This is a genomic window from Paraburkholderia kururiensis JCM 10599 = LMG 19447 (genome assembly GCF_003986935.1).
Lineage (GTDB): Bacteria > Pseudomonadota > Gammaproteobacteria > Burkholderiales > Burkholderiaceae > Paraburkholderia > Paraburkholderia kururiensis.
In genome coordinates this window covers 56539-77453 of record NZ_RJZE01000026.1, presented here as the reverse complement: position 1 = coordinate 77453, position 20915 = coordinate 56539, and the positions used below count along the sequence as shown (strand labels likewise).

General features: G+C 65.9%; 18 protein-coding genes. 11 read left to right on the top strand and 7 right to left on the bottom strand.

The annotated features are described in order from the left end of the window. Positions 1 to 38 precede the first annotated feature (38 nt). Both PKKP23_RS26965 and PKKP23_RS26960 read left to right on the top strand, forming a co-directional pair. On the top strand, positions 39 to 1997 hold the full coding sequence (locus tag PKKP23_RS26965) for a feruloyl-CoA synthase (protein ID WP_420873254.1): 1959 nt from the start codon (positions 39 to 41) through the stop codon (positions 1995 to 1997). A gap of 21 nt (positions 1998 to 2018) precedes the next feature. Next, positions 2019 to 3863, top strand: coding sequence for an acyl-CoA dehydrogenase family protein (locus PKKP23_RS26960; protein WP_126879148.1), 1845 nt, complete (start codon positions 2019 to 2021; stop codon positions 3861 to 3863). Positions 3864 to 3973: 110 nt separating this feature from the next. Here PKKP23_RS26960 and PKKP23_RS26955 read toward each other — a convergent pair whose 3' ends face one another. The 3 genes from PKKP23_RS26955 to PKKP23_RS26945 all read right to left on the bottom strand — a co-directional run bounded on the left by PKKP23_RS26955 (position 3974) and on the right by PKKP23_RS26945 (position 7001). After that, positions 3974 to 4933, bottom strand: a complete 960-nt coding sequence (locus PKKP23_RS26955; RefSeq protein WP_126879147.1) for a PDR/VanB family oxidoreductase — start codon at positions 4931 to 4933, stop codon at positions 3974 to 3976. 126 nt (positions 4934 to 5059) lie between these two features. Further along, on the bottom strand, positions 5060 to 6106 hold the full coding sequence (locus PKKP23_RS26950) for an aromatic ring-hydroxylating dioxygenase subunit alpha (protein ID WP_126879146.1): 1047 nt from the start codon (positions 6104 to 6106) through the stop codon (positions 5060 to 5062). A 127-nt stretch (positions 6107 to 6233) separates the two neighbouring features. Then, positions 6234 to 7001, bottom strand: coding sequence for a GntR family transcriptional regulator (locus PKKP23_RS26945; RefSeq protein ID WP_126879145.1), 768 nt, complete (start codon positions 6999 to 7001; stop codon positions 6234 to 6236). Positions 7002 to 7261: 260 nt separating this feature from the next. Between PKKP23_RS26945 and PKKP23_RS26940 the strand changes: the two genes are divergently transcribed. From PKKP23_RS26940 to nfsB, 8 genes are all read left to right on the top strand, one after another. Beyond that, positions 7262 to 7771, top strand: a complete 510-nt coding sequence (locus tag PKKP23_RS26940) for a MarR family winged helix-turn-helix transcriptional regulator (protein WP_126879144.1) — start codon at positions 7262 to 7264, stop codon at positions 7769 to 7771. 324 nt (positions 7772 to 8095) lie between these two features. After that, positions 8096 to 9301 carry a 3-(3-hydroxy-phenyl)propionate transporter MhpT gene (gene mhpT, locus PKKP23_RS26935; protein WP_126879143.1) on the top strand — a complete coding sequence of 402 codons (1206 nt, stop codon included), beginning with the start codon at positions 8096 to 8098 and terminating at the stop codon, positions 9299 to 9301. 193 nt (positions 9302 to 9494) lie between these two features. Then, positions 9495 to 10640, top strand: a complete 1146-nt coding sequence (locus PKKP23_RS26930) for a porin (RefSeq protein ID WP_126879142.1) — start codon at positions 9495 to 9497, stop codon at positions 10638 to 10640. Positions 10641 to 10951: 311 nt separating this feature from the next. Beyond that, positions 10952 to 12529 carry a methyl-accepting chemotaxis protein gene (locus PKKP23_RS26925; RefSeq protein WP_240659155.1) on the top strand — a complete coding sequence of 526 codons (1578 nt, stop codon included), beginning with the start codon at positions 10952 to 10954 and terminating at the stop codon, positions 12527 to 12529. Positions 12530 to 12715: 186 nt separating this feature from the next. After that, positions 12716 to 13615: a LysR family transcriptional regulator gene (locus tag PKKP23_RS26920; RefSeq protein ID WP_126879141.1), complete on the top strand. Its 900-nt coding sequence runs from the start codon at positions 12716 to 12718 to the stop codon at positions 13613 to 13615. Between the two features lie 184 nt (positions 13616 to 13799). Then, entirely contained in the window at positions 13800 to 14126 is a 327-nt protein-coding gene (locus tag PKKP23_RS26915; protein WP_126879140.1) for an antibiotic biosynthesis monooxygenase family protein, read from the top strand. A gap of 50 nt (positions 14127 to 14176) precedes the next feature. Further along, entirely contained in the window at positions 14177 to 15238 is a 1062-nt protein-coding gene (locus tag PKKP23_RS26910) for a zinc-binding alcohol dehydrogenase family protein (RefSeq protein ID WP_126879139.1), read from the top strand. Between the two features lie 61 nt (positions 15239 to 15299). After that, positions 15300 to 15953 carry an oxygen-insensitive NAD(P)H nitroreductase gene (gene nfsB / locus PKKP23_RS26905; protein WP_126879138.1) on the top strand — a complete coding sequence of 218 codons (654 nt, stop codon included), beginning with the start codon at positions 15300 to 15302 and terminating at the stop codon, positions 15951 to 15953. Between the two features lie 53 nt (positions 15954 to 16006). Here nfsB and PKKP23_RS26900 read toward each other — a convergent pair whose 3' ends face one another. The 3 genes from PKKP23_RS26900 to PKKP23_RS26890 form a co-directional block, all read right to left on the bottom strand. Then, complete coding sequence (locus PKKP23_RS26900) at positions 16007 to 16489, bottom strand: RidA family protein (RefSeq protein WP_126879137.1); 483 nt, start codon at positions 16487 to 16489, stop codon at positions 16007 to 16009. A gap of 59 nt (positions 16490 to 16548) precedes the next feature. Continuing rightward, positions 16549 to 17814 carry a leucine-rich repeat domain-containing protein gene (locus PKKP23_RS26895; RefSeq protein WP_126879136.1) on the bottom strand — a complete coding sequence of 422 codons (1266 nt, stop codon included), beginning with the start codon at positions 17812 to 17814 and terminating at the stop codon, positions 16549 to 16551. 75 nt (positions 17815 to 17889) lie between these two features. Further along, the gene (locus PKKP23_RS26890; RefSeq protein ID WP_126879135.1) at positions 17890 to 18669 is read right to left on the bottom strand and encodes an SDR family NAD(P)-dependent oxidoreductase; all 780 of its coding nucleotides are present in this window, start codon (positions 18667 to 18669) and stop codon (positions 17890 to 17892) included. A gap of 184 nt (positions 18670 to 18853) precedes the next feature. Here PKKP23_RS26890 and PKKP23_RS26885 point away from each other — a divergent pair, with 184 nt between their 5' ends. Continuing rightward, entirely contained in the window at positions 18854 to 19762 is a 909-nt protein-coding gene (locus tag PKKP23_RS26885; protein ID WP_126879134.1) for an AraC family transcriptional regulator, read from the top strand. A 39-nt stretch (positions 19763 to 19801) separates the two neighbouring features. On the opposite strand, the gene PKKP23_RS26880 is transcribed toward PKKP23_RS26885, so the two are convergent. Beyond that, complete coding sequence (locus PKKP23_RS26880; RefSeq protein WP_126879133.1) at positions 19802 to 20914, bottom strand: ABC transporter permease; 1113 nt, start codon at positions 20912 to 20914, stop codon at positions 19802 to 19804. Position 20915: the final 1 nt, after the last annotated feature.

Below are 20915 nucleotides of genomic sequence, written 5' to 3'. Positions count from 1 at the left end.
CGTCTGCACCCACGAACATAACAACACGACGAATCTGCATGCCGGCACGTGAGCGCACCGGCCGGCATGCAGACAGGAGACACGCCTTGGATGCGTATGCAAGCCCTTTGGGCACAGGCGCCGGCGGCCCGCAGCCGTTGGCGGACGTGCCGTACCGGTCAGTCGCGATCGGTTCCACGCCGCCGCGCATCGAAACGCGCGACGGCTGCTGGTACGTGCGCGCGGACGCGCCGCTCGGCGACTATCCGCGCTGCCTCACCGACCGGCTCGCGAGCGGCGCCGCGCGCCATCCCGACCGTTTGCTGGTAGCGCGGCGCGGCGCCGACGGCCAGTGGATCGGCATCACCTACGCGCAGATGCTGGCGCGCGCGCGGGCCATCGGCCAGGCGCTGCTCGACCGCGGTCTTTCCGCGCAACGGCCGGTGGCCATTCTCTCGGGCAACGACCTCGAACATCTGCAGATGGCATTCGGCGCGATGTGGGCCGGCATTCCGCATGCGCCCATTTCGCCCGCGTATTCGCTGGTGTCGAGCGACTTCGGCAAACTGCGGCATGCGTTCGAACTGCTGACGCCAGGGCTCGTGTTCGCGTCCGACGGCGCCGCGTTCGCGCGCGCCTTCGACTCCGTGGTGCCGCCTGACGTGGAGCGCGTGGTGGCCTCCGCGCCCGCCGGCATGCAAGGCGTGACGCATCTTTCGTCGCTGCTCGATACGGTGCCCACCACCGTGGACGCCGTGCAGTCCTCGCTCACCGCGGACACCATCGCGAAATTTCTCTTCACGTCCGGCTCCACGCGACTGCCGAAAGCGGTGCCCACCACGCACCGCATGCTCTGCAGCAACCAGCAGATGCTGCTGGAAACGTTCCCGCAATTCGGTCTGGAGCCGCCCGTGCTGGTGGACTGGCTGCCGTGGAACCACACGTTCGGCGGCAGCCACAACGTGGGCATCGTGCTCTATAACGGCGGCACGCTCTACATCGACGACGGCAAGCCCGTGGCCGGCAAGTTCGACGAGACGCTGCGCAATCTGCGCGAAGTCGCGCCCACGGTCTACTTCAACGTACCGAAGGGCTGGGAAGAACTGACCATCGCGCTCGAACAAGACGCGCAGTTGCGCGCCACGTTCTTCTCGCACGTGAAGATGTATTTCTTCGCGGGCGCGGGGCTCTCGCAGGCTGCGTGGGACCGGCTCGAACGCGTGACGCAGCAGTATTGCGGCGAACGCATCCGCATCATGGCCGGGCTCGGCATGACGGAGACGTCGCCCTCGTGCATGTTCACCACCGGGCCGCATTCGGGCGCGGGATATATCGGGCTGCCGGCGCACGGTTGCGAGGCGAAGTTCGTACCCGTGGACGGCAAGCTGGAGGCGCGGTTTCGCGGCCCGCACGTCATGGCCGGCTACTGGCGCGCCACGCAGGCCGAACAGCACAACGTGTTCGACGAAGAAGGCTACTACCGCACCGGCGACGCCGTGCGCTTCGTGGACCCCGACCATCCCGAGATCGGCATGATGTTCGACGGCCGCATTGCGGAGGACTTCAAGCTTTCGTCGGGCACGTTCGTGAGCGTGGGGCCCATGCGGGCACGCATCGTGTCGACGGGCGCGCCCTACGTGCAGGACGCCGTCATCACGGGCATGAATCGCGACGACGTGGGCGCCATGATCTTTCCGCGTCTGGACGACTGCCGGCGCCTTGCAGCTTTGCCGCCCGACGCGGATGCGCGCGCCGTGCTGGCGGCGCCCGCCGTGCGCGCGTTCTTCGCGGATCTGCTGGAACATCTCAATCGCACCGCAACGGGCAGCGCGACGTTCGTCACGCGCATGCTGCTGCTCGACGTGCCGCCTTCGCTCGATCTCGGCGAGATTACGGACAAAGGCTCGATCAACCAGCGCGCGGTGCTCACGCAGCGGGCGGCGCAGGTCGAAGCGATGTATGGGACGGATGCGACCGACGCTGGCGTGATCCTCGCCAACCAGGCTGCACGCCTCTGACTCTGAGCAAAGGTCTGCACGATGAGTCTCGATTACCGCGCGCCGCTGCGCGACATGAATTTCGTGATCGGCGAGTGGCTCGATGCGCCATCGCTGTGGCGCACGGTGCCGCAGTGGGCCGATCTCGATCTTTCCACGGCCCAGCAGGTGCTGGATGAAGCGGCGCGCTTCGTTCACGAACGCATCGCGCCGCTCAACGCGAGCGGCGACCTGGAAGGCTGCCGTTTCGATAACGGCGAGGTCGCCATGCCGCCCGGTTTTGCAGCGGCCTACGGCGAATACATGGAGGCCGGCTGGCCCACGCTTGCGCTCGATGCCGATTGCGGCGGCCAGGGCTTGCCTCAACTGCTCGACGTCGCGTTGCAGGAAATGCTGGCCGCCGCGAACCACGCGTGGCTCATGTCGCCCGGCCTCACGCACGGTGCTACCGCGTGCCTGCAGGCGCACGGCTCCGAGCGCGTGCGGCGCGACTTCCTGCCGAAGGTAGCGAGCGGCGAATGGCTCACGACGATGTGCCTGACCGAGCCGCAGGCGGGCAGCGACCTTGGCCTGTTGCGCACCCGCGCCGTGCCCGACGTTTCGGGCGACGGCTATCGTCTCAGCGGCACGAAGATTTTCATCACCGGCGGCGAGCACGACATGACGGAGAATATCGTGCATCTCGTGCTCGCCCGCTTGCCCGATGCGCCGCCGGGCACGAAAGGGCTTTCGCTCTTTGTCGTGCCGAAGTGGATCGATACGCCCGCGGGCCGCGAACGCAACGGCGTGCTGTGCGAAGGCATCGAAAAGAAGATGGGGCTCAAGGCGAGCCCCACCTGCACGATGGCGTTCGAAAACGCGCTGGGCTGGCTGGTGGGTGAGCCGCATCGCGGGCTCGCTTCGATGTTCGTGATGATGAACGCGGCGCGCCTGCAGGTCGCGATGCAGGGCGTGGGGCATGCGCAGAGCGCGTGGCAGCGGGCGTCGGCGTATGCGCTCGAACGCGTGCAGGGGCGGGCGGTGGCTTCGTCTTCGGCTGCCGATGCGCGTGCTTCGGCGCTCATCGCATCGCATCCTGCGATACGGCGCTTGCTGCTCGACAGTCGCGCCATCGTGGAAGGCGAGCGCGCCATCGGCTACTGGGCAGGGCATTGGCTCGACGTGGCCGCGCATCATCCCGATGCCGCGGCCCGGCAGGAGGCCGCGACGCTCGCGTCGCTGCTGACGCCCATTACGAAGGCGTTCTTCACGGAGAACGGGTTTGCCGCGGCGTCGAACGCATTGCAGGTGTTCGGCGGCTACGGCTACATCCACGAATACGGCATCGAACAGACCGTGCGGGACAGCCGCGTATCGATGTTGTACGAAGGCACCAACGAGGTTCAGGCCATCGACCTGCTCGCGCGCAAGGTCATGACCGATCGCGGCGAGGGCTTGCAGATATTGCTTGCTCATCTGCGCGCGGAAGCGTTGCGCTGCCGCGAGAGCGTGGACACGGCGGATACCCGCACGGCCTCAGCAGGCGAGCGGCTCGACACGCTGTGCGCAGACGTGGAGCGCGTGACGCGCGACCTGATACGCGCGGGCAAGGACGACACCGAGCTACCGTACCGCGTGGCAAGCGACTATCTCGCGCTGCTCGGCTGGCTTCTGCTCGCGTTCGCGTGGGCGCGCACGCTGCGTATCGTGAGTGCGGCGAGTGCTGCGGGTGCTGCGAGTGTGGCGAGCAGCGCGGCTGCAGCCGGCGGCGCCGATCCGTTCTATGCAGAAAAGCGGGCAACCGGCGCATATTTCTTCGACTATCCGCTTGCCGCGTTTGCGCATCGTCTCGCGCTCGTCGAGGCGGGATGCAAGGCGGCGTTACCCGCTGCAGCGTACGTTGCCTAATGCCGGATAGCGCTGACGTGTTGCGCTGAATACGCGCTGAACGCGAGGCCACGCGTTCAGCGCATAGCCATCTTCTGCCCGGGCATGGCTTCAAAGAACCTCAAAAGACCTCAAAGGTCCAGCACCAACATCGGCGTGAGCGCGCGCGAACAGCACGGCAGCATTTGATCGTTGGCCGCGCGTTCTTCATCCGTGAGATAGACGTCTCGGTGATCGGGCGTGCCGGACAGCACGCGCGTGAGGCAGGTGCCGCACACGCCTTGTTCGCACGAGACGGGCACCTCGACGCCGCATCCCCGCAATGCTTCCACGATCGACGTGCCCGCCGGTACATCCACCACGCGCCCGGAGCTTGCCAGCGAGACCTGGAAGGGACCGTCATTGCCCGCAGCGCCAGCCGCCGAGCTTGTCGCCCCGGCAGCGAAGTATTCGCGATGCACGTTGCCGCTCGCCCAGCCTGCCTGTGCGGCAGCCGCCAGCACGGCCTCGATAAAGCCCGCGGGCCCGCACACGTACAGGTGCTTGCCGGGCTCAGGATCCGCGAGCACCAGCGCGAAGTCGATACGCTTGCCCGAGGAATCGCTATCGAAATAGCACTGCGCGCGATGCCGGAACGGCGGCGTCTCCAACCGGTCGAGAAACGCGGCGCGCTGCGGCTCGCGCGAGCAGTAATGCAACTCGAACGAGCCGCCCGTTTCGTGCAGATGCGCGGCCATGCTCATGAGCGGCGTGATGCCGATGCCGCCTGCCAGCAGGATGCTGTGCGTGGCCTGCGCCTCGAGCGGAAAGTGATTGCGCGGCTCGCTGATCTCGAGCGTCGTGCCCGGCACGCAGGCATGCATGGCAACGGAGCCGCCGCGCGACGCCGGCTCGCGCAGCACGCCGATGCGGTACACGTCGCGCTCCGTGGGACTGTTGCACAGCGAATACTGGCGAACGAAGCCGCCGATGTGGACGTCGATGTGCGCGCCCGCCGTGAAGGGCGGCAGCGTCGTGCCCTGGGCGGGTGCGAGTTCGAAGAGACAGATGTCCGTGGCGACGGCGAGTTTGCGGGTGAGCGTGACCTTCATGGGCGTTTTTCGGGGCAAGCAGAGGCCGCCGCGCGAACACACGAGTGCGTTCGCGCGAGGCGGTGGTGCATCGAATCGTGAATAGTGCGGCGGTGCTGCGATGAACCTGGGCGAACCGAGGCGAAGTCAGGCGACTTGAGCGCTCGCGGCCCGCTCTTCGTCGATCAGCCGGTCGAGCACACGTCGCGACTGCACGCCGCCCGCGTCGATATTGAGCTTCAGAAGCGGACGGTCCGGCCACGCCAGCAGATTGCGCTGCTGTGCTTCGAGCATCTCCAGGTCTTCCGCGAAGATCTTGCCCTGGCCCGTGCGCAGGCTATCGGTGAGCGCGCCATCGTGTACGGCGAAACTGCGCGCCATGCCCCAGAAGTACCAGATCGAAGTCCCGGTTTCCGGCGTGATGAAATCGACGACGATGCTCGATGCCTTGTCGCTCGCGTCCGCTTCGTAGCCGCCCTTGCCCGCGTGCGCGACGCCCACTTCGATCATCACGTGGCTGGGCGGCGTGAAGTGGCAGATCTGCCAGCGGTCGCACGGTACGTTGTCGGCCATGCCTTTGGCGCGCAATGCGGCCGCCCAGAACGGCGGCGGCAGGATGCCGTGCATGAAGCGGCTCGTCGTGACCGTATCGCCGTTCACCTTCGTTGCGGGCGGCGCTTCCTCGATCTCGGGCTGCCCGATGCTCGTGGCGTGCACGTAGGTCTCGTGCGTGAGGTCCATGAGGTTGTCGATCATGAGGCGGTAGTCGCATTTCACGTGGTACAGGCCGCCGCCATAGGCCCAATCGGGGTGCCCGGCCCATTCGAGGTGATGAATGGAGGCCGGGTCGGCCTTGTCCGCGTCGCCGGGCCAGACCCAGATGAAACCGTAGCGTTCGACAGCGGGGTAGCGGCGAACCGCGGGAATGCCGCCTACGCGCTGGCACGGCATGCTCACGCACTTGCCCTCGGCGCCCATCGTGAGGCCGTGATAGCCGCAGACGAGCTGGCCGTTGCGCACCGTCCCGAGCGAGAGCGGTGCGCCGCGATGCGGACAGAAGTCTTCGAGCGCGGCGATCGCACCGCTCGCGTCGCGAAAAAACACCATACGTTCGCCGCAGATCTGCCGGCCGAGCGGTTTGCCGTCTATTTCATCCGGCGTACAGGCGACATACCACGTGTCTTTCAGAAACATTCGTCTCCTCCTCGGCGTGTTCTCACGCCGTAAGCTGGGTGACCCGCGGGTCATTCATGAGTCAGATCCGACAGGCGCAGGTGCGTTATTGGCGCGAAATTGGACGCGAAATGGACGCGAAATGGGCTTAGCCCGCGTCGCGTCGAATCAGGTTGCCGCCCGTGAGCTTCGTCATCGCGCGCTGGTTGTCGAGCACGCGCTTCAGGTTCTCGTGGGCGATCTGCGAGTGCTCGCGCATCAGCGCCTCGGCGCGCGCGCCCTGGCGCTGTTCGATGGCATCCAGTACGGCGCGGTGCTGCGATTGCGCGACCACGAGCGTCTCTCTCGCGCGCGGGTCGAGCGACTGCACGATCACGAACGCACTCGCGGAGGCAAACGGCAGCGTGGCGACCTTCTCGATCTGGCGTGCCACGACTTCACTGCCCGCGGCTTTGCCGAGCAGGCGATGAAAACGCATGTTGGCGTCCACGTAGTGCGAGAACGTAGTGTCGGTCAGCTTGCCGACCAGGAGCGTATCGATCTCGTCAACACAGTCATGCAGCTCGCGCAGCATTGCGGCGGACACGCCGCGTTCGGCGGCGAGCCGCGCGGCGAGTCCTTCGAGCGTGCCGCGCAGTTCGATGGCGTCGCGTATCTCGGCTTCGGAAAAGGCGCGCACGGCGAAGCCGCCCGTGAGAATCGGTTCGATGAGCCCTTCTTCCTGAAGGCGGATCAGCGCCGCGCGAACCGGCGTGCGCGACACGCCCAGCCGCTCCACCACCCACAGTTCGGAGATGCGCTCGCCCGGGGTGAGTTCGCCGCCCAGCACCAGTTCGCGCAGACCCAGCAGCGCGCGCACGGTCTGCGAGGTCGTGGCGGCCTTGCTGTCGAGCGCGGGGTCGTCGGTAATCGCCATGTTCTGCGTCGTGAAAGGAATCGATTGGTGCTAATTGTATACAGCGAAGCGAGTGAATCAAGAGCGAATCCGCTAAATCCCGGGTAAACGAGAGGAGTGGGTGCGAGAATTCGTCTTTCCTGTATACAACAAGGTTTACTCCGCGCACCCGACGTGCTCCTGCCGTGCTCAACCGCGCGACTCGACGCCGCGATTACACCCATGCTGCCGCCCCGCGCCCGTGAGGTAAGATGGCCCGCGATTTCCATTCCGGTCCATCCATGAGTTCGACATCCGCCAAGCCGGCAAGCGCCGGAAACACGAAGGGCACGAAGAACCCCGCACGGTCCGCCGCGACGAAGCCGAAGACACGGCCGCCGCAACGGCTCACCTACGTCATCGGCAACCTGGACCGGCTGCTGCGCCGCCAGATGACCGAAGCGCTCGCGCCGCTCGGCATCACGCTCGCGCAATACACGGCGCTTTCGGTGCTTGAGGCGCGCGGCGCGCTTTCCAACGCGCAACTCGCCGTGCGGTCGTTCATCACACCGCAGTCGGCGAACGAGGTCATGAGCGTGATGGCGAGCCGCGGGTTCGTTACGCGCGAGGCCGATCCGAACCATGGGCGCGTGATCCTGCTGAGCCTCACCGATGCCGGGTCGGCCATGCTGCGCGAGTGCGAGCAGGTGTTGCGTCCGCTGGAGCGCCGCATGCTGGGCGATCTCGGCGCCGAAGACGTGGCCCAGATCCAGCGCACCATGGAGATGTTCGCGCGCAACCTGCGCGATTGATCTTTTCTCCACTGTCACTTCTCTTTTTGCCGCGTTTTTCAGGGGCTCTTGCGGGTTAACACCGGCACCGCCGCCCTTGAAATCTCAGGTAGCCTGTTATTAAATCATCCCGTCCCCTCGTTGCATGAAGGTGTCGTCCGAAGCGTGAAGGCGACCCTTTGTTGAGGCGGACTTTTTTTCGGTTGCTTAATCAGGCTTCCTGATATTTTGGTTGCGGCGGCAATACCCGCGTCGCCGCCATCAGCGAGCAGCCGCTACCCGCTGTTACGAGAACGATATTCGCCCGTGCACCCACCAGCGCAGCACGCGGCCTTAGGAGACGAGATGAACACTTACGTTGCGCAGAGAAGCACGCCGGCGACCACGCTCGGCCTGTGCTTCGCCCTGGCCCTGCTCGAAGGATTGGACCTGCAGTCGGTGGGCGTGGCCGCGCCGCGCATGGCGCACGAATTCGGGCTCACGGTTGCGCAGATGGGTCTCGCGTTCAGCGCCGGCACCTTCGGTCTGCTGCCCGGCGCGATGCTGGGCGGACGGTTTGCCGACCGCATTGGCCGCAAGCGCGTGCTCATCGTTTCCGCGTGCCTGTTCGGCTTGCTCTCCATCGCCACCGCGCAGGTGTCGAGCTTCCCGATGCTTGTGGTCGTGCGGGCGCTGACAGGCCTGGGGCTGGGCGGCGCGCTGCCGAACCTGATCGCGCTTTCGTCCGAAGCCGTGGAACCGCGGCTGCGCAGCAGCGCCGTGGCCACCATGTATTGCGGCATTCCGCTCGGCGGCGTGATTGCATCCGTGATCGGCGTGCTGCTGGCGGGCGATACCGAGTGGCGGCACATCTTCTACGTGGGCGGTGCCGGGCCGCTGCTGCTCGTGCCGCTGCTTATCGGTCTGCTGCCGGAGTCGCGCGCGTTCCTCGATGCGTCGACGTCGGGCATGGAGCGCCCCGGCGTGACGCACACGCTGTTCGGCGGCGAGCGCACGGGCCCCACGCTCGCGCTGTGGATCAGCTACTTCTGCACGCTCATCGTGCTGTACTTCCTGCTCAACTGGCTGCCCTCGCTGATGGCCGCACGCGGGCTTGGCCGTCCGCAGATCGGCATCGTGCAGATCTTCTTCAACGTGGGCGGCGCGCTGGGCGCGCTCGGCATCGGCATGTCGCTGGACCGTATGCGGCCCACGCGTGTGGTGGGCGGCATGTACCTCGGCATCGTGCTTTCGCTCGCGGCGCTTGCCGCTGCGCCCGACCTCGCCATGCTTTCGGCGGCGGCGTTTGCGGCGGGCATGTTCATCGTCGGCGGGCAGTCGGTGCTCTATGCACTGGCCGCGATGTATTACCCGACCGTGATGCGCGGCACCGGCGTGGGCGCGGCGGTCGCGGTGGGCCGGCTCGGGTCGGTCGTCGGACCGCTTGCGGCGGCTACGCTGCTCGCGGCGGGCAAGAGCGCCACGGTGGTGATCGGCGCGAGCATTCCAGTCACGCTGGTGGCGGCCGTGGCGGCGTTGCTGCTCATTCGCCGCCCGCAGGCACGCGATTGATACGCAGCCACGTTCGCGCTCGTCGGCAACGCTTTCGCAGGTCATCCCAGGCGTAACCAAAGACGCAACTACCGAAGCAACTAAAGACGCAACTAAGGACGCAACTAAAGAAGCAACTAAAGAAGCAACTAAAGAAGCAACCTCGCACGCGCCACCAGAGCGCGACATCAATCAGGATTGGAGACACATCAACATGAAAAGACTCAACGGTCTGCTGGGCGCAGGGGCTTGCTGCGCGCTTGCTGCAACGACGACGGTGCATGCGCAGTCGAGCGTCACGCTGTACGGCATCATCGATACGGGCGTCGAATTCGTTTCGCACGCGAACGCGGCCGGCGATCACGTGGTGCGCATGCCTGGTGTAACGGGCGAGATGCCGTCGCGCTGGGGACTGCGCGGCACCGAAGACCTGGGTGGCGGACTCCAGGCGGTCTTCACGCTGGAAAGCGGCTTCAACGTGCGCGGCGGCGATCTGGGCCAGGGCGGACGCCTGTTCGGCCGGCAAGCCTGGGTGGGTCTGCGTAACAGCTACGGCACGCTCGCCTTCGGCCGCCAGTACATGATGACCTACCTCGCACTGCAAGGCGCGGACATCATCGGGCCGGACATCTACGGCCTCGGCTCGTTCGACGCCTACGTGCCCAACGGACGCGCGGACAACGCGGTCACCTACATCGGCTCGTACAAGGGCGTCACGCTGGGCGCGGGCTATTCGTTCGGACGCGACGGCGCCGGCACGGGCAATTCGCCTGGGCAGGGCACATGCGCGGGCCAGGTGCCGGGTCAGGCGGTGCAGTGCCGCGACTGGTCCGTGATGCTCAAGTACGACGGCGCGTGGTTCGGCGCTGCCGCTTCCTATGAAGAACAGCGCGGCGGCACCGGCGCCGCCGCCAACTTCTTCGACGGCGTGGCACCCGTGGCCTTTACGAGCAGTGCCGACAAGGACGCCCGTGCGCACGTGAGTGCCTACGCGAACGTGGCGGGCGTACGCATCGGCGCGGGCTGGGTTGGCCGGCATGTGAGCACCGATTCGGCCGCGGCCCCGGGCGCGCATTCCAACCTGTTCTTCCTTGGCGCCTCGTATGCCGTCACGCCGTTCCTGACCGTCGACGGCGAAGGCTACCGCATCGTCAACGCTGCCCACGACACGCGCGCCACGATGGCTACGCTGCGCACCACGTATTCGCTTTCGAAGCGCACCGCGGTTTATGCGCAGACCTCGTATCTGTGGAACAGCGCGAAGGCGAAGTACGCCGTGAGCGGCGGCGGTGCGGGTACGACGCCGGGCGCGGGCATGGGGCAGTTGGGCGCCATGGTGGGCGTCAAGCATCTGTTCTGACGAATGTCGAGAAGAGATGCGGCGAAGAGAATTTAACGGGTAATCAGGGTAGTGGGCGTGCCGCCTGTGTGTGCGGCACGTCGTTCAGTTGCCGCAAAACTTCACCGTTCCGCGAATTCAGTTCATACGAAAAGAGCAAAGTCAGCGCGGTCGCGTTGCGTTTCATCATTTCGTTTTCCCACGCAAACGATTGCGTGATTTTTTTACTAAACGGTTCGGAATCTTTGTCGATAACAGATAGGAAGCGGCCACCCGTGACTAGAGCCGTCCGCTGTTCAGATCTGACGCTAGTAACGACAAAGGGAAACTTGATGAACTGGAATCGCATGACCGTGCGGGCGAAACTCGCAACTGCCTTCAGCGTGCTGGTGGGCCTCGTATTGCTCGTCTCCGGCTTTTCGCTCAATGCTTTACGAGACTCGAACAACAATTTCGCGCAATACGTGCGTGGCGTGAACGCGCGGGCGCTGGCCGCCGCGCAGATCCGGCAGGCCGTGGACCGGCGCGCTATCGCGGCCCGCAATCTCGCACTCGTCACGAAGCCCGCCGACATCGACACCGAGAAGGCCGCCGAAGCGCAGGCTCAACAAGACGTGCAGAGCAGCCTGAAACAGTTGAACGATCTGATCGCGGCGAGCGGCGATGCGACCGACAAGGCAAAGACCCTCGCAGATGAAATCAACCGCGTGGAGAGTCAGTACGGCCCGGTTGCGGTCGACATCGTCAATCTCGCGTTGAACGGCAAACACGACGAAGCCGTCGTGGCCCTGAACGAGCGCTGCCGGCCCTTGCTCGCGCAACTCGTCAAGGCTACGGACGCATTCGCGGACTATACGAAGTCGCGTTCCGAGGAGCGCGTGACTGAAGCCGAGAACCAGTACAACCGGCAGTCTGCGCTGCTGATCGGCGTTTGCCTCCTGACCGTCGTGCTCGCGGTGGCGGCCGGCCTGCTCATTACGCGCAGCCTCACGCGCGCATTGGGCGCAGAGCCCGACGTGCTGGGCGACGTGACGCGGCGCGTCGCGGCTGGCGACCTGAGCCCGGTGAACGGTGCGGCCTCGGCGCCGCGCGGCAGCGTGCTCGCGTCGATGGGCGAGATGCAGGCGAGCCTCACGAAGCTGATCGGCGAAGTGCGCATGGCCGCGGACGGCATTGCCACGGGCGCAAGCCAGATCGCCTCGGGCAATCAGGACCTGTCTTCGCGCACGGAGCAACAGGCTTCGTCGCTGCAGGAAACGGCGGCGAGCATGGAGCAGCTGACGTCCACCGTGAAGCAGAACGCCGAGAACGCCCAGCAGGCGAGCGCGCTGTCCACCAATGCGTCCGGCGTGGCGCAGAAGGGCAGCGAGGTGGTGGGGCAGGTGGTGGGAACGATGGCCGACATCAGTTCGAGTTCGTCGAAGGTGGCGGAGATTACCGGCATCATCGAAGGCATCGCGTTCCAGACCAACATTCTTGCGTTGAACGCGGCCGTGGAAGCCGCGCGTGCCGGCGAGCAGGGGCGCGGCTTCGCCGTCGTGGCGAGCGAAGTGCGAAGCCTCGCGCAGCGTTCGTCGAGCGCGGCGAAGGAAATCAAGGATCTCATCGGCGCTTCGGTGCAGAAGGTGCAGGAGGGCGCGGCGCTCGCGGGCCAGGCCGGCGAGACGATGGCCGAAGTCACCCAGGCCGTGGCGCGCGTGAACGACATCATGGGCGAAATCGCCGCGGCTTCGGGCGAACAGAGCCGCGGGATCGACCAGGTGAGCCAGGCCATCTCGCAGATGGACCAGGTCACGCAGCAGAACGCCGCGCTCGTGGAAGAGGCGGCCGCGGCTTCGCAGTCGCTGGAAAATCAGGGCGCGCAGTTGACGCGCGCGGTGTCGTTCTTCCGCGTCGGAGGGGCGGCTTAAAGCAGATTCGGCACACTCGGCAGATTCGGCACAGGTCCGCCCGCTGCGCGTTTTGCGACGCACTTGTATGATGCGTTCGCGACGCGGCGGCGCCATGCCGCTGCCGCCTCGCGCTCTTGCAGGCTCCGCGCACGGCACCCACCCGTGTGCACCATGCAAGAGCCCGAACCGGCGGCGCAAGCGGACATGATCAGACTCGAAGACCTTCTCATCTTTCTCACGGCTGCGGACAACGGCAGCCTTTCGGCCGCGGCGCGCCAGCTCGACCTCGCGCCCGCCGTGGCGAGCGCCGGGCTCAAGCGGCTCGAAACGGAGCTGGGCACGCGGCTGCTCGCCCGTTCCACGCGCAGCCTGCGCCTCACGCCCGACGGCGAGCGCTACATCGAGTACGCGCGCAACGTCATCGAGCAGGTGGAGGCGGGCCGCAATGCCGTGGCGCATGGTCGCAAGATGATCGGCGGCACGGTGTCGCTTTCCGTGCCGTCGGACCTTGGCCGCCATGTGCTCGCCGGCTGGCTCGACGCCTTTCAGGCGCAGTACCCGGCCGTGTCGCTGCAGGTTCGTATCGGCGACCACGTGGCCGACATGTTCCGCACGCCCATCGACCTCGCGATCCGCTACGGCGTGCCCGAAGACTCCACGCTCGTCGCGCTGCCGCTCGCGCCCGAGAACCGGCGCGTGCTGTGCGCCTCGCCGGCCTATTTCGCGCGCCACGGGCATCCCGCCACGCCCGCTGACCTGGCTCGGCACAACTGCCTGCGCTTCACGCTGAGCGATCGCCTGCACGACCGCTGGACCTTCTTCAGGAATGGCGAGCCAACTGTTATCACCGTGAACGGCAATCGCAGTTCGGACGACGGCGAACTCGTGCGGCGCTGGGCGCTGGCGGGCCTGGGCATTGCCTACAAATCGCGGCTCGACGTGCTGAAAGACCTCGAATCCGGCGCGCTGGAAGCGGCGCTGCCCGGCTTCGACGGCGAGAGCGCGCCGCTTCACCTGGTGTGCGCGCATCGCACGATGCTCTCGCCCACCGTCAACGCGCTGCGCGACTTTCTGCTGGAGCGCATTGCGTCGTACGCCGGTTGACGGCTGCCTGACGGCCAACTGAGCCGAACCTGACGGCAGGCTGAGCGCAGGCTGGCCTGAACGTGACCGCCGCGCCACTTTCAACGATTCTTTGAAACTGATATCGCGACTCTCCACTGGGTGAAGCGCGCGTCATGGCCGATGATCTGGTCCGAGGCGAGGGGTTCGCCTGGCAGGAGCCGGCATGGTCATCGCGATTGCGCGTTTTCAGTTGAGGGCAGACAAGGCTGTGTCGTTCGAAACGGCATGGCGCGAGGCAAGCGGATTTCTCGTGCGCAAGCGCGGTTATCTCGGCCATCGCTTCGGCCCGCAATGCGAAGACCGCAGCTGCTATGTGCTCGAAATCGAGTGGGACAGCATCGACGCCCACAGCGCGTTTCTGCTGCACGCCGATTTCCGTCCGTTCCTGCAATTGCTCTGGCCGCACTTCGCGGCGGACCCGGAGCTGTTTCATTTCGAACCGCTTGAACCACGCGAACCACTTGAACCGGTGACAAGCCCGCACGCGTAAGCGCGGCGGGCTGCCCGCACCGCGCCGACCTTCTGAAACGGAGTGCAACGATGAAAGCGATGGGTTATTACCGCAACCTGCCGATCAGCGATCCCGAATCGCTCGTCGATCTCGAATTGCCCGACCCGCAGCCGGGCCCGCACGATCTGCTGGTGGAGGTGCACGCCGTCTCGGTGAATCCCGTCGATGTGAAGGTGCGCGCCGGCAAGGCGCCGGAGCCGAGCCAGCCGAAGGTGCTGGGCTGGGACGCAAGCGGCGTGGTGCGCGCCGTGGGTTCCGACGTGACGCTCTTCAAGCCGGGCGAGCGCGTCTGGTATGCGGGTTCACTGCTGCGGCCGGGCACGAACAGCGAGTTGCATCTCGTGGACGAACGTCTGGTGGGCCGCATGCCGCAGACGCTGAACTTTGCCGAGGCCGCCGCGTTGCCGCTCACGTCGCTCACCGCCTGGGAGCTTCTGTTCGATCGGCTCGGCGTGCCTGAGGGAGAGGCTGAAGCAGCGGCTAATGTAGCGGCCAATGCAGTGGCCAATGCAGCGGCCGGGCCGGCGCAGACGCTGCTCGTGATCGGCGCGGCCGGCGGCGTGGGCTCCATCCTCGTGCAGCTTGCCCGCAAGCTCACGGGGCTCACCGTGATCGGCACGGCGTCGCGGCCCGAAACGGTGCAGTGGGTGAAGGACCTGGGCGCCCATCACGTGATCGACCATACGAAGCCGCTCGCCGAGGAACTCAAGCGCATCGGTTTTCCGGGCGTGGATCTGATTGCGAGCCTCAACCAGACCGATCGCCACTTCGACCAGATCGTCGAAGCCATTCTTCCGCAGGGCCGCGTGGGCCTGATCGACGACCCCGAGCTGTTCGATTTCCGCAAGCTCAAGGCGAAGAGCGTGTCGCTGCACTGGGAGCTGATGTACACGCGCTCCATGTTTGCCACGAAGGACCAGGTTCGCCAGCACGAGATTCTGGATCGCGTGGCGTCGCTGATCGATTCGGGCGTATTGCGCACCACGCTCAACGAAACGCTCGGCCCCATCAACGCCGCGAACCTGCGCCGCGCGCACGCGCTGATCGAGACGAACCGCGCGCGCGGCAAGATCGTACTCGAAGGGTTCTAGGCCTTCTTTATCCCTTATTTCCCGCAGCTTTTACTTCAAGCCTCATAGCAAGGAACAACAGATGAACATCGCCCATTACGCCAGAACGCGTCACTCCACGAAGGCCTTCGACGCTACGCGCAAGATCCCCGACGAGACCATCGCGCAGTTGCGCGAACTGCTGCGCTTTAGCCCCTCGTCGGTGAACTCGCAGCCGTGGCACTTCGTGATGGCCTCGACTGACGCCGGCAAGGCGCGCATCGCCAAAGCCGCGCAGGGTGGCTACTCGTACAACGAGGCGAAGATTCTCAACGCGTCGCACGTCGTGGTGCTCTGCGCGCGGACCGAAATGAGCGACGCGCATCTGAATGCCGTGCTTGGCCAGGAAGAGCACGACGGACGCTTCGTCGCGCCGGAGGCAAGGGCGGGGCAACAGAAGACGCGTCAGTCGTACGTAGACCTGCACCGTTACCAGTTGAAGGACGCGCAGCACTGGATGGAAAAGCAGGTCTATCTCGCGCTCGGCACGCTGCTGCTGGGCGCCGCCACGCTGGAAGTGAACGCATGCCCGATGGAAGGCTTCGACGCGCAGGTTCTCGACCAGGAACTGGGCCTGCGCGAGAAGGGCTTTACGAGCGTGGTGGTGGTGGGCCTTGGCTACAGCGCCGAAGCGGATTTCAACCGCAAGCTGCCGAAGTCGCGCGTGGCGGCTGAAGCCGTGTTCACCGATCTGTGATGCCGACAGGGCGCGCCGCTCCGCAACGGGCGGCGCGCACGTAACGAAGGCGCTTACGCGATCTCCACTTCCGCCTCGATTTCCACGGGAATATTGAAGGGCAGTTCCGCCATGCCCACCGCGCTGCGCGCATGCATTCCGCGGTCGGGGCCGTAGAGATTGAGTATCAGGTCGGAGAATCCATTGATGACGGCGGGCTGGCTGTTGAAGCCCGCCGCCGAATTCACCATGCCGAACACGCGGCCCCATGCCACGACGCGATCGAGGTCGCCGATGGTTCGCTTGAGACTGGCGAGAATCGAAAGCGCCGTGAGCCTCGCCGCGGCATAACCTTGCTCGACCGTCAGATCGCGGCCCACTTTGCCGAGCGGTGCGGCGAGCGAGCCGTCGGGGTTTTGCGGCCCATGCCCCGAAATGAATACGCGGCTGCCCACCACGCGTGCGAAGGCGAACGGCAGTTTGACGCCTTCGGGAAGGTGAATGGGAGCGGGCAGGTACAGGCCGCGCGCCTGCAATGCTTGTTCGATGTTCGGCATGCTGATTTCCTCTGTTGTCTGTGTTGAGATGCGGTCGCGCCGGTATTCCGTGCCAACCGTCACCACACCACGCGCGTGTTCGGCAACGCTGCCTTCAGCGCGTCGACGTTGGTCGCCTTCGTGCCGTACAGCACGAGTTCGCGCAGGTTCGTCAAACCCTTGAGCGCATCCACGTCCTCCACCGGCGTATTGGCCAGATAAAGCTCCTGCAGGCCGTGCAGGTTCTTCAGCGCATCCACGTTGCGCACCTCGGTGCGAAAGAGGTTCAGGTCCTGCAGGCCCGTGAGGCCTTTCAGCGCGTCGATGTTCTCCACTTCGGTGTCGGCCAGGTTGAGCCGCTGCAGGCTCGTGAGCCCCGCGAGCGCGTCGATCTTCGTGACCGGCGTGCGCGCCAGCACGAACGTGTCGAGCTGCGCGAGGTCATGCACCGCGTCGATGTTGTCCACCTTCGAACCGTCCAGCACCAGCGTTTTCAGCGCGGGCATGCCGCTCACCGCGTCGATGTCGCGTACCGGCGTGTTCGCGAGATAAAGCGCCTGGAGGTCGTGCAGCTTCTTCAACGCGCGAATGCTTTCCACCTGCGTTTCGTTGAGGTCGAGGGTCTTGAGCGCGGTGAGTCCGGCGAGCGGTTCGATGTTGCGGACGTTGCGCGCGCCGCCCAGCTTGAGCGTATCGAGTTGGGTGAGGCTCGCCAGCGCGTCGAGGTCGCGCACCTGGGTGTCGCGCAGGTCGAGTTGCCGCAGGTCGGTCAGGTTTTTCAGCGCGCCGAGGTTCGCCACGCGCGTGTCCCAGAGATTCAGCGATTGCAGGCCGGTCAGCGCCTTGAGCGCATCGATGTTCTCGACGTTCGTGCGGTGGAGCACGAGCCGCTTGAGCGAGCGCATGTCCTTGAGCGGATCGAGGTTCCAGACAGCGGTGCCGGAGAGGTCGAGCGCTTCGAGGTTCGGCAGCGCGGTGAGCCCGTCCACGCTGTCGAGCCCGGTATTCGCAAGGCTCAGGTCCAGCTTGCTATCGATCTTCGCAAGCTGCGGCAGCGCGGCGGCCACCTGAGCTGCCGACAGACCCGGCTTCGCGCGCAGCGAGAGGCATTCGCCGTCGGGCGAACTGGCCGGGCCGCCGTTCTCGCTGCATCCGCCCGTGAAGAACCCCAGCTCGTTCAACGCGCGCAGGTCCGCCTTGCCGTGCCAGGGACGCCAGAGCGCGAGCAGCACGACGATCAACAGCGCGATGCCGCCGCCGATGGCCCAGCGCCGTGTGCGGCGCGGTGCATCGGTGCCCGGGCCTTCTTCGGTGGGCGGCGTGTGGGAAGGTGGGGTGGTCGCCACGGCAGTCTCCGCGTGTTCAGGGTTGCCCCTTTATACACGAAGCGTGGCGCCCTCCGGGGAATGCCCGGCAGTGCTTTAGAGCGCCATGCCGCCCGATACCTCGATGCGCTGCGCGTTCACCCAGCGCTGGTCTTCCGAGAGCAGCGACGCGATGGCAAGGCCGATGTCGTCGGGCAAGCCCGGGCGGCCCAGCGCCGTCATGTCGGAGACAAACTTGTTGACCTCTGGGTTGTCGCGCACCATGCCGCCGCTGAAGTCCGTGGCGACCGCGCCCGGCGCCACCACGTTCACGGCGATGCGACGCGGGCCCAGTTCTTTCGCGAGATAGCGCGTGAGCACTTCGACGGCGCCTTTCATCGACGCATACGACGCGCTGCCCGGGTAGGTGACGCGCGTAAGCCCGGACGAGATATTCACGATGCGCCCGCCGTCGTTGATGAGAGGCAGCAGCTTCTGCGTGAGAAAGAACACGCCCTTGAAATGGACGTGGTAGAGGCTGTCCAGCGCGTCCTCTGTCACTTCGGCGAAGGGCGCGTGGTGCGACGTGCCCGCGTTGTTCACGAGGTAGTCGAAGCGCTGCGCACCCAACTGGCTGAGCGCGGCGCGAACCTGGCCCACGAACGCGTCGAAGCTCGCGACGTCGCCCGTATCGAGCGGCAGCGCGATGGCCTGCTGACCCGCCTCGGCCGCGAGCGCGACGACCTTCTCCGCTTCGGCCCGATTGGCGCGGTACGTGAAGATGGAGGGCACGCCGCGGCGGGCAAGCTGGAGCACGGTGCTGCGCCCGATGCCGCGGCTGCCTCCCGTGACGATGGCGATTTTCGTGGCGCCGGGATTCGATTGTCCTGCTGGCATGCTGCACTCCTCGTCTGGCTGGAAAGGCGCCAGCATAGGACGCAGCGGCCGCCAGCCGAATGCCGGAACTCGCCGCGTTCTTGCCTGATCCTGCCCGATGACGATCAGGCGCCTGCGAGCCGCCCGGCTCCGCAGTAACATGCGTCCCAATGCCTGCCGGAAGGCCCCCTCCGAGGTTTCAGCCATGTCCCAACCCCTCGCCGAACTCCTCAAGCGCCAGACCGACGCTCAACCGCCCGGCAACGCGAGCCCGTTCGCCACGGCCGTCGATGGCCTGATCCTGCTGCGCTCGGACCACGAGCGGCACCCGTCGCATCACATCATCCAGCCGGCGCTTTGCGTCGTGGCGCAGGGCGCCAAGCGCACCACGTTCGGCGGCCGGCACTACGAATACGGCGCGGGGCAGGCACTCGTTGTGAGTGTCGAAATGCCGGCGTTGAGCCGCGTGGTGAAGGCGAGCCCCGCCGAGCCTTACCTGGGCCTTGCCATCGAATTCGATCCGGCCGTGATGCGCGATGTGCTGGCCTGCCTGGACACCCCGCCCACCCCGCCTGCGCCCGCCATGTCGCAGGGCAACGTGGGCCACGGCGTGTTCGTGACCGACTTCGACGGCCCGCTCGCCGACTGCGTACTGCGCCTCGTCCGCCTGCTCGACACCCCGAAGGCGATTCCCGTCATCGCGCCGCTCATCGTGCGCGAGATCTGCTATTGGCTGCTCGTGGGGCCGCACGGCAACGAAGTGGCGAAGGTCGTGCTCGCCAACAGCCATGCGGAAAGGGTGGTGAACGCGATCCACGTGCTGCGGAACCAGTTTTCGGAAACGCTGCGCATCGAAGACCTGGCGGCCGTGGCGCAAATGAGTCCGTCGGCGTTTCATCGGCAGTTCAAGGCGCTCACGTCCATGACGCCGCTGCAGTACCAGAAGCAGTTGCGTCTGCTCGAAGCGCGCCATCTGATGGTGAACGGCGCGGTCAACGCGGAAGCGGCTGCGTATCGCGTGGGCTACGAAAGCCCCTCGCAGTTCAGCCGCGAATATTCGCGCATGTTCGGCGCGCCGCCCAGGCGCGACATCGTGGCCCTCAAGCCCGCCTGAAGCCCGGCTTGAGCGTTCGCAAGAACCGCGCTTTGCCCGCTACTTCAGAAAGCCGCGGAACTGCCGCAACGCCAGCGCAAACATGGCCAGTCCGATGCCCGCGAGCGCGAGAAACTGAGGCCACACGGCACTGAACCCCGCGCCGCGAAAGAGGATGGACTGCGCGAGGATCACGAAGTGCGTGTTCGGTGCCGCGAGCATGATGGTCTGGATGATCTGCGGCATGCTCTCGCGCGGCGTGACGCTGCCCGAAAGCACCTGAAGCGGCACGAGAATCAGGATCACGAGCAGCGCGAACTGCGGCATCGATTCGACCACAGTGGCGAGCGCAATGCCCATCGCCGTGGTGGCGAAGAGGTCGAGCGCGGCGCCCGCCATGAAAAGCCAGCGTGATCCTTCGATGGGCACCTTGAGGATGCCTTCCACGACGAACAGCATCGACAGGCTCGACACTACGAGCACCACCAGCCCCATCGCGGCGATCTTGCTCAACATGATTTCGATGGGCGTAACGGGCATGACGAGCAGATGCTCGATGGTGCCGTGCTCGCGCTCGCGGATCAGCGCGGCGCCGGTGAGAATCACGGCGAGCATGGTGATGGCGTCGATGATGCTCGTCACTGACCCGAACCACAGGTGCGTGAGGTTCGGATTGAACCGCACGCGCACGTTCAGATCGACAGGCGGCGGCGCCGCGGACCGATACCGCTGCATGAACTCCGTAATCTCGCCGTGCACGATGTTCTGCACGTAGCCGCTGCCGCTGAACGCCTGCGTCATGCGCGTGGCGTCCACGTTGAGCTGGATGGTGGGCGAGCGGCCCGCCAGCAGGTCGCGCTGGAAGTTGGGCGGAATGTCCAGCGCGAAGGTGTCCGCGCCGATGTCCATGCGGCGGTCCATCTCCGGCGGCGTGATCATCGAGGGCGGCGTGAAGTAGGGCGGGTAGAACGCGCCGCCGATGCGCTCCGAAAGCGGCGACTGGTCTTCGTCCACGATGCCGATGGCCGCGTTGTTCAGCACGTCGGGAATCGCGGTGGCCTCCGCATAGACCGAGAGCGTGAACGAGTAGATGATCAGCACGACCAGCACGGGGTCGCGTGCGAGGCCGCGCAGTTCCTTGATGCCGAGTTGCAGGATGTTGGCGAGGCGCATG

Excerpts from the sequence above, each read along its gene's own strand:
- PKKP23_RS26965 (WP_420873254.1), top strand. The coding sequence starts at position 39 with ATGCCGGCACGTGAGCGCACCGGCCGGCATGCAGACAGGAGACACGCC.
- PKKP23_RS26960 (WP_126879148.1), top strand. The coding sequence starts at position 2,019 with ATGAGTCTCGATTACCGCGCGCCGCTGCGCGACATGAATTTCGTGATC.
- PKKP23_RS26955 (WP_126879147.1), bottom strand. The coding sequence starts at position 4,933 with ATGAAGGTCACGCTCACCCGCAAACTCGCCGTCGCCACGGACATCTGT.
- PKKP23_RS26950 (WP_126879146.1), bottom strand. The coding sequence starts at position 6,106 with ATGTTTCTGAAAGACACGTGGTATGTCGCCTGTACGCCGGATGAAATA.
- PKKP23_RS26945 (WP_126879145.1), bottom strand. The coding sequence starts at position 7,001 with ATGGCGATTACCGACGACCCCGCGCTCGACAGCAAGGCCGCCACGACC.
- PKKP23_RS26940 (WP_126879144.1), top strand. The coding sequence starts at position 7,262 with ATGAGTTCGACATCCGCCAAGCCGGCAAGCGCCGGAAACACGAAGGGC.
- mhpT (WP_126879143.1), top strand. The coding sequence starts at position 8,096 with ATGAACACTTACGTTGCGCAGAGAAGCACGCCGGCGACCACGCTCGGC.
- PKKP23_RS26930 (WP_126879142.1), top strand. The coding sequence starts at position 9,495 with ATGAAAAGACTCAACGGTCTGCTGGGCGCAGGGGCTTGCTGCGCGCTT.
- PKKP23_RS26925 (WP_240659155.1), top strand. The coding sequence starts at position 10,952 with ATGAACTGGAATCGCATGACCGTGCGGGCGAAACTCGCAACTGCCTTC.
- PKKP23_RS26920 (WP_126879141.1), top strand. The coding sequence starts at position 12,716 with ATGATCAGACTCGAAGACCTTCTCATCTTTCTCACGGCTGCGGACAAC.
- PKKP23_RS26915 (WP_126879140.1), top strand. The coding sequence starts at position 13,800 with ATGGTCATCGCGATTGCGCGTTTTCAGTTGAGGGCAGACAAGGCTGTG.
- PKKP23_RS26910 (WP_126879139.1), top strand. The coding sequence starts at position 14,177 with ATGAAAGCGATGGGTTATTACCGCAACCTGCCGATCAGCGATCCCGAA.
- nfsB (WP_126879138.1), top strand. The coding sequence starts at position 15,300 with ATGAACATCGCCCATTACGCCAGAACGCGTCACTCCACGAAGGCCTTC.
- PKKP23_RS26900 (WP_126879137.1), bottom strand. The coding sequence starts at position 16,489 with ATGCCGAACATCGAACAAGCATTGCAGGCGCGCGGCCTGTACCTGCCC.
- PKKP23_RS26890 (WP_126879135.1), bottom strand. The coding sequence starts at position 18,669 with ATGCCAGCAGGACAATCGAATCCCGGCGCCACGAAAATCGCCATCGTC.
- PKKP23_RS26885 (WP_126879134.1), top strand. The coding sequence starts at position 18,854 with ATGTCCCAACCCCTCGCCGAACTCCTCAAGCGCCAGACCGACGCTCAA.
- PKKP23_RS26880 (WP_126879133.1), bottom strand. The coding sequence starts at position 20,914 with ATGCGCCTCGCCAACATCCTGCAACTCGGCATCAAGGAACTGCGCGGC.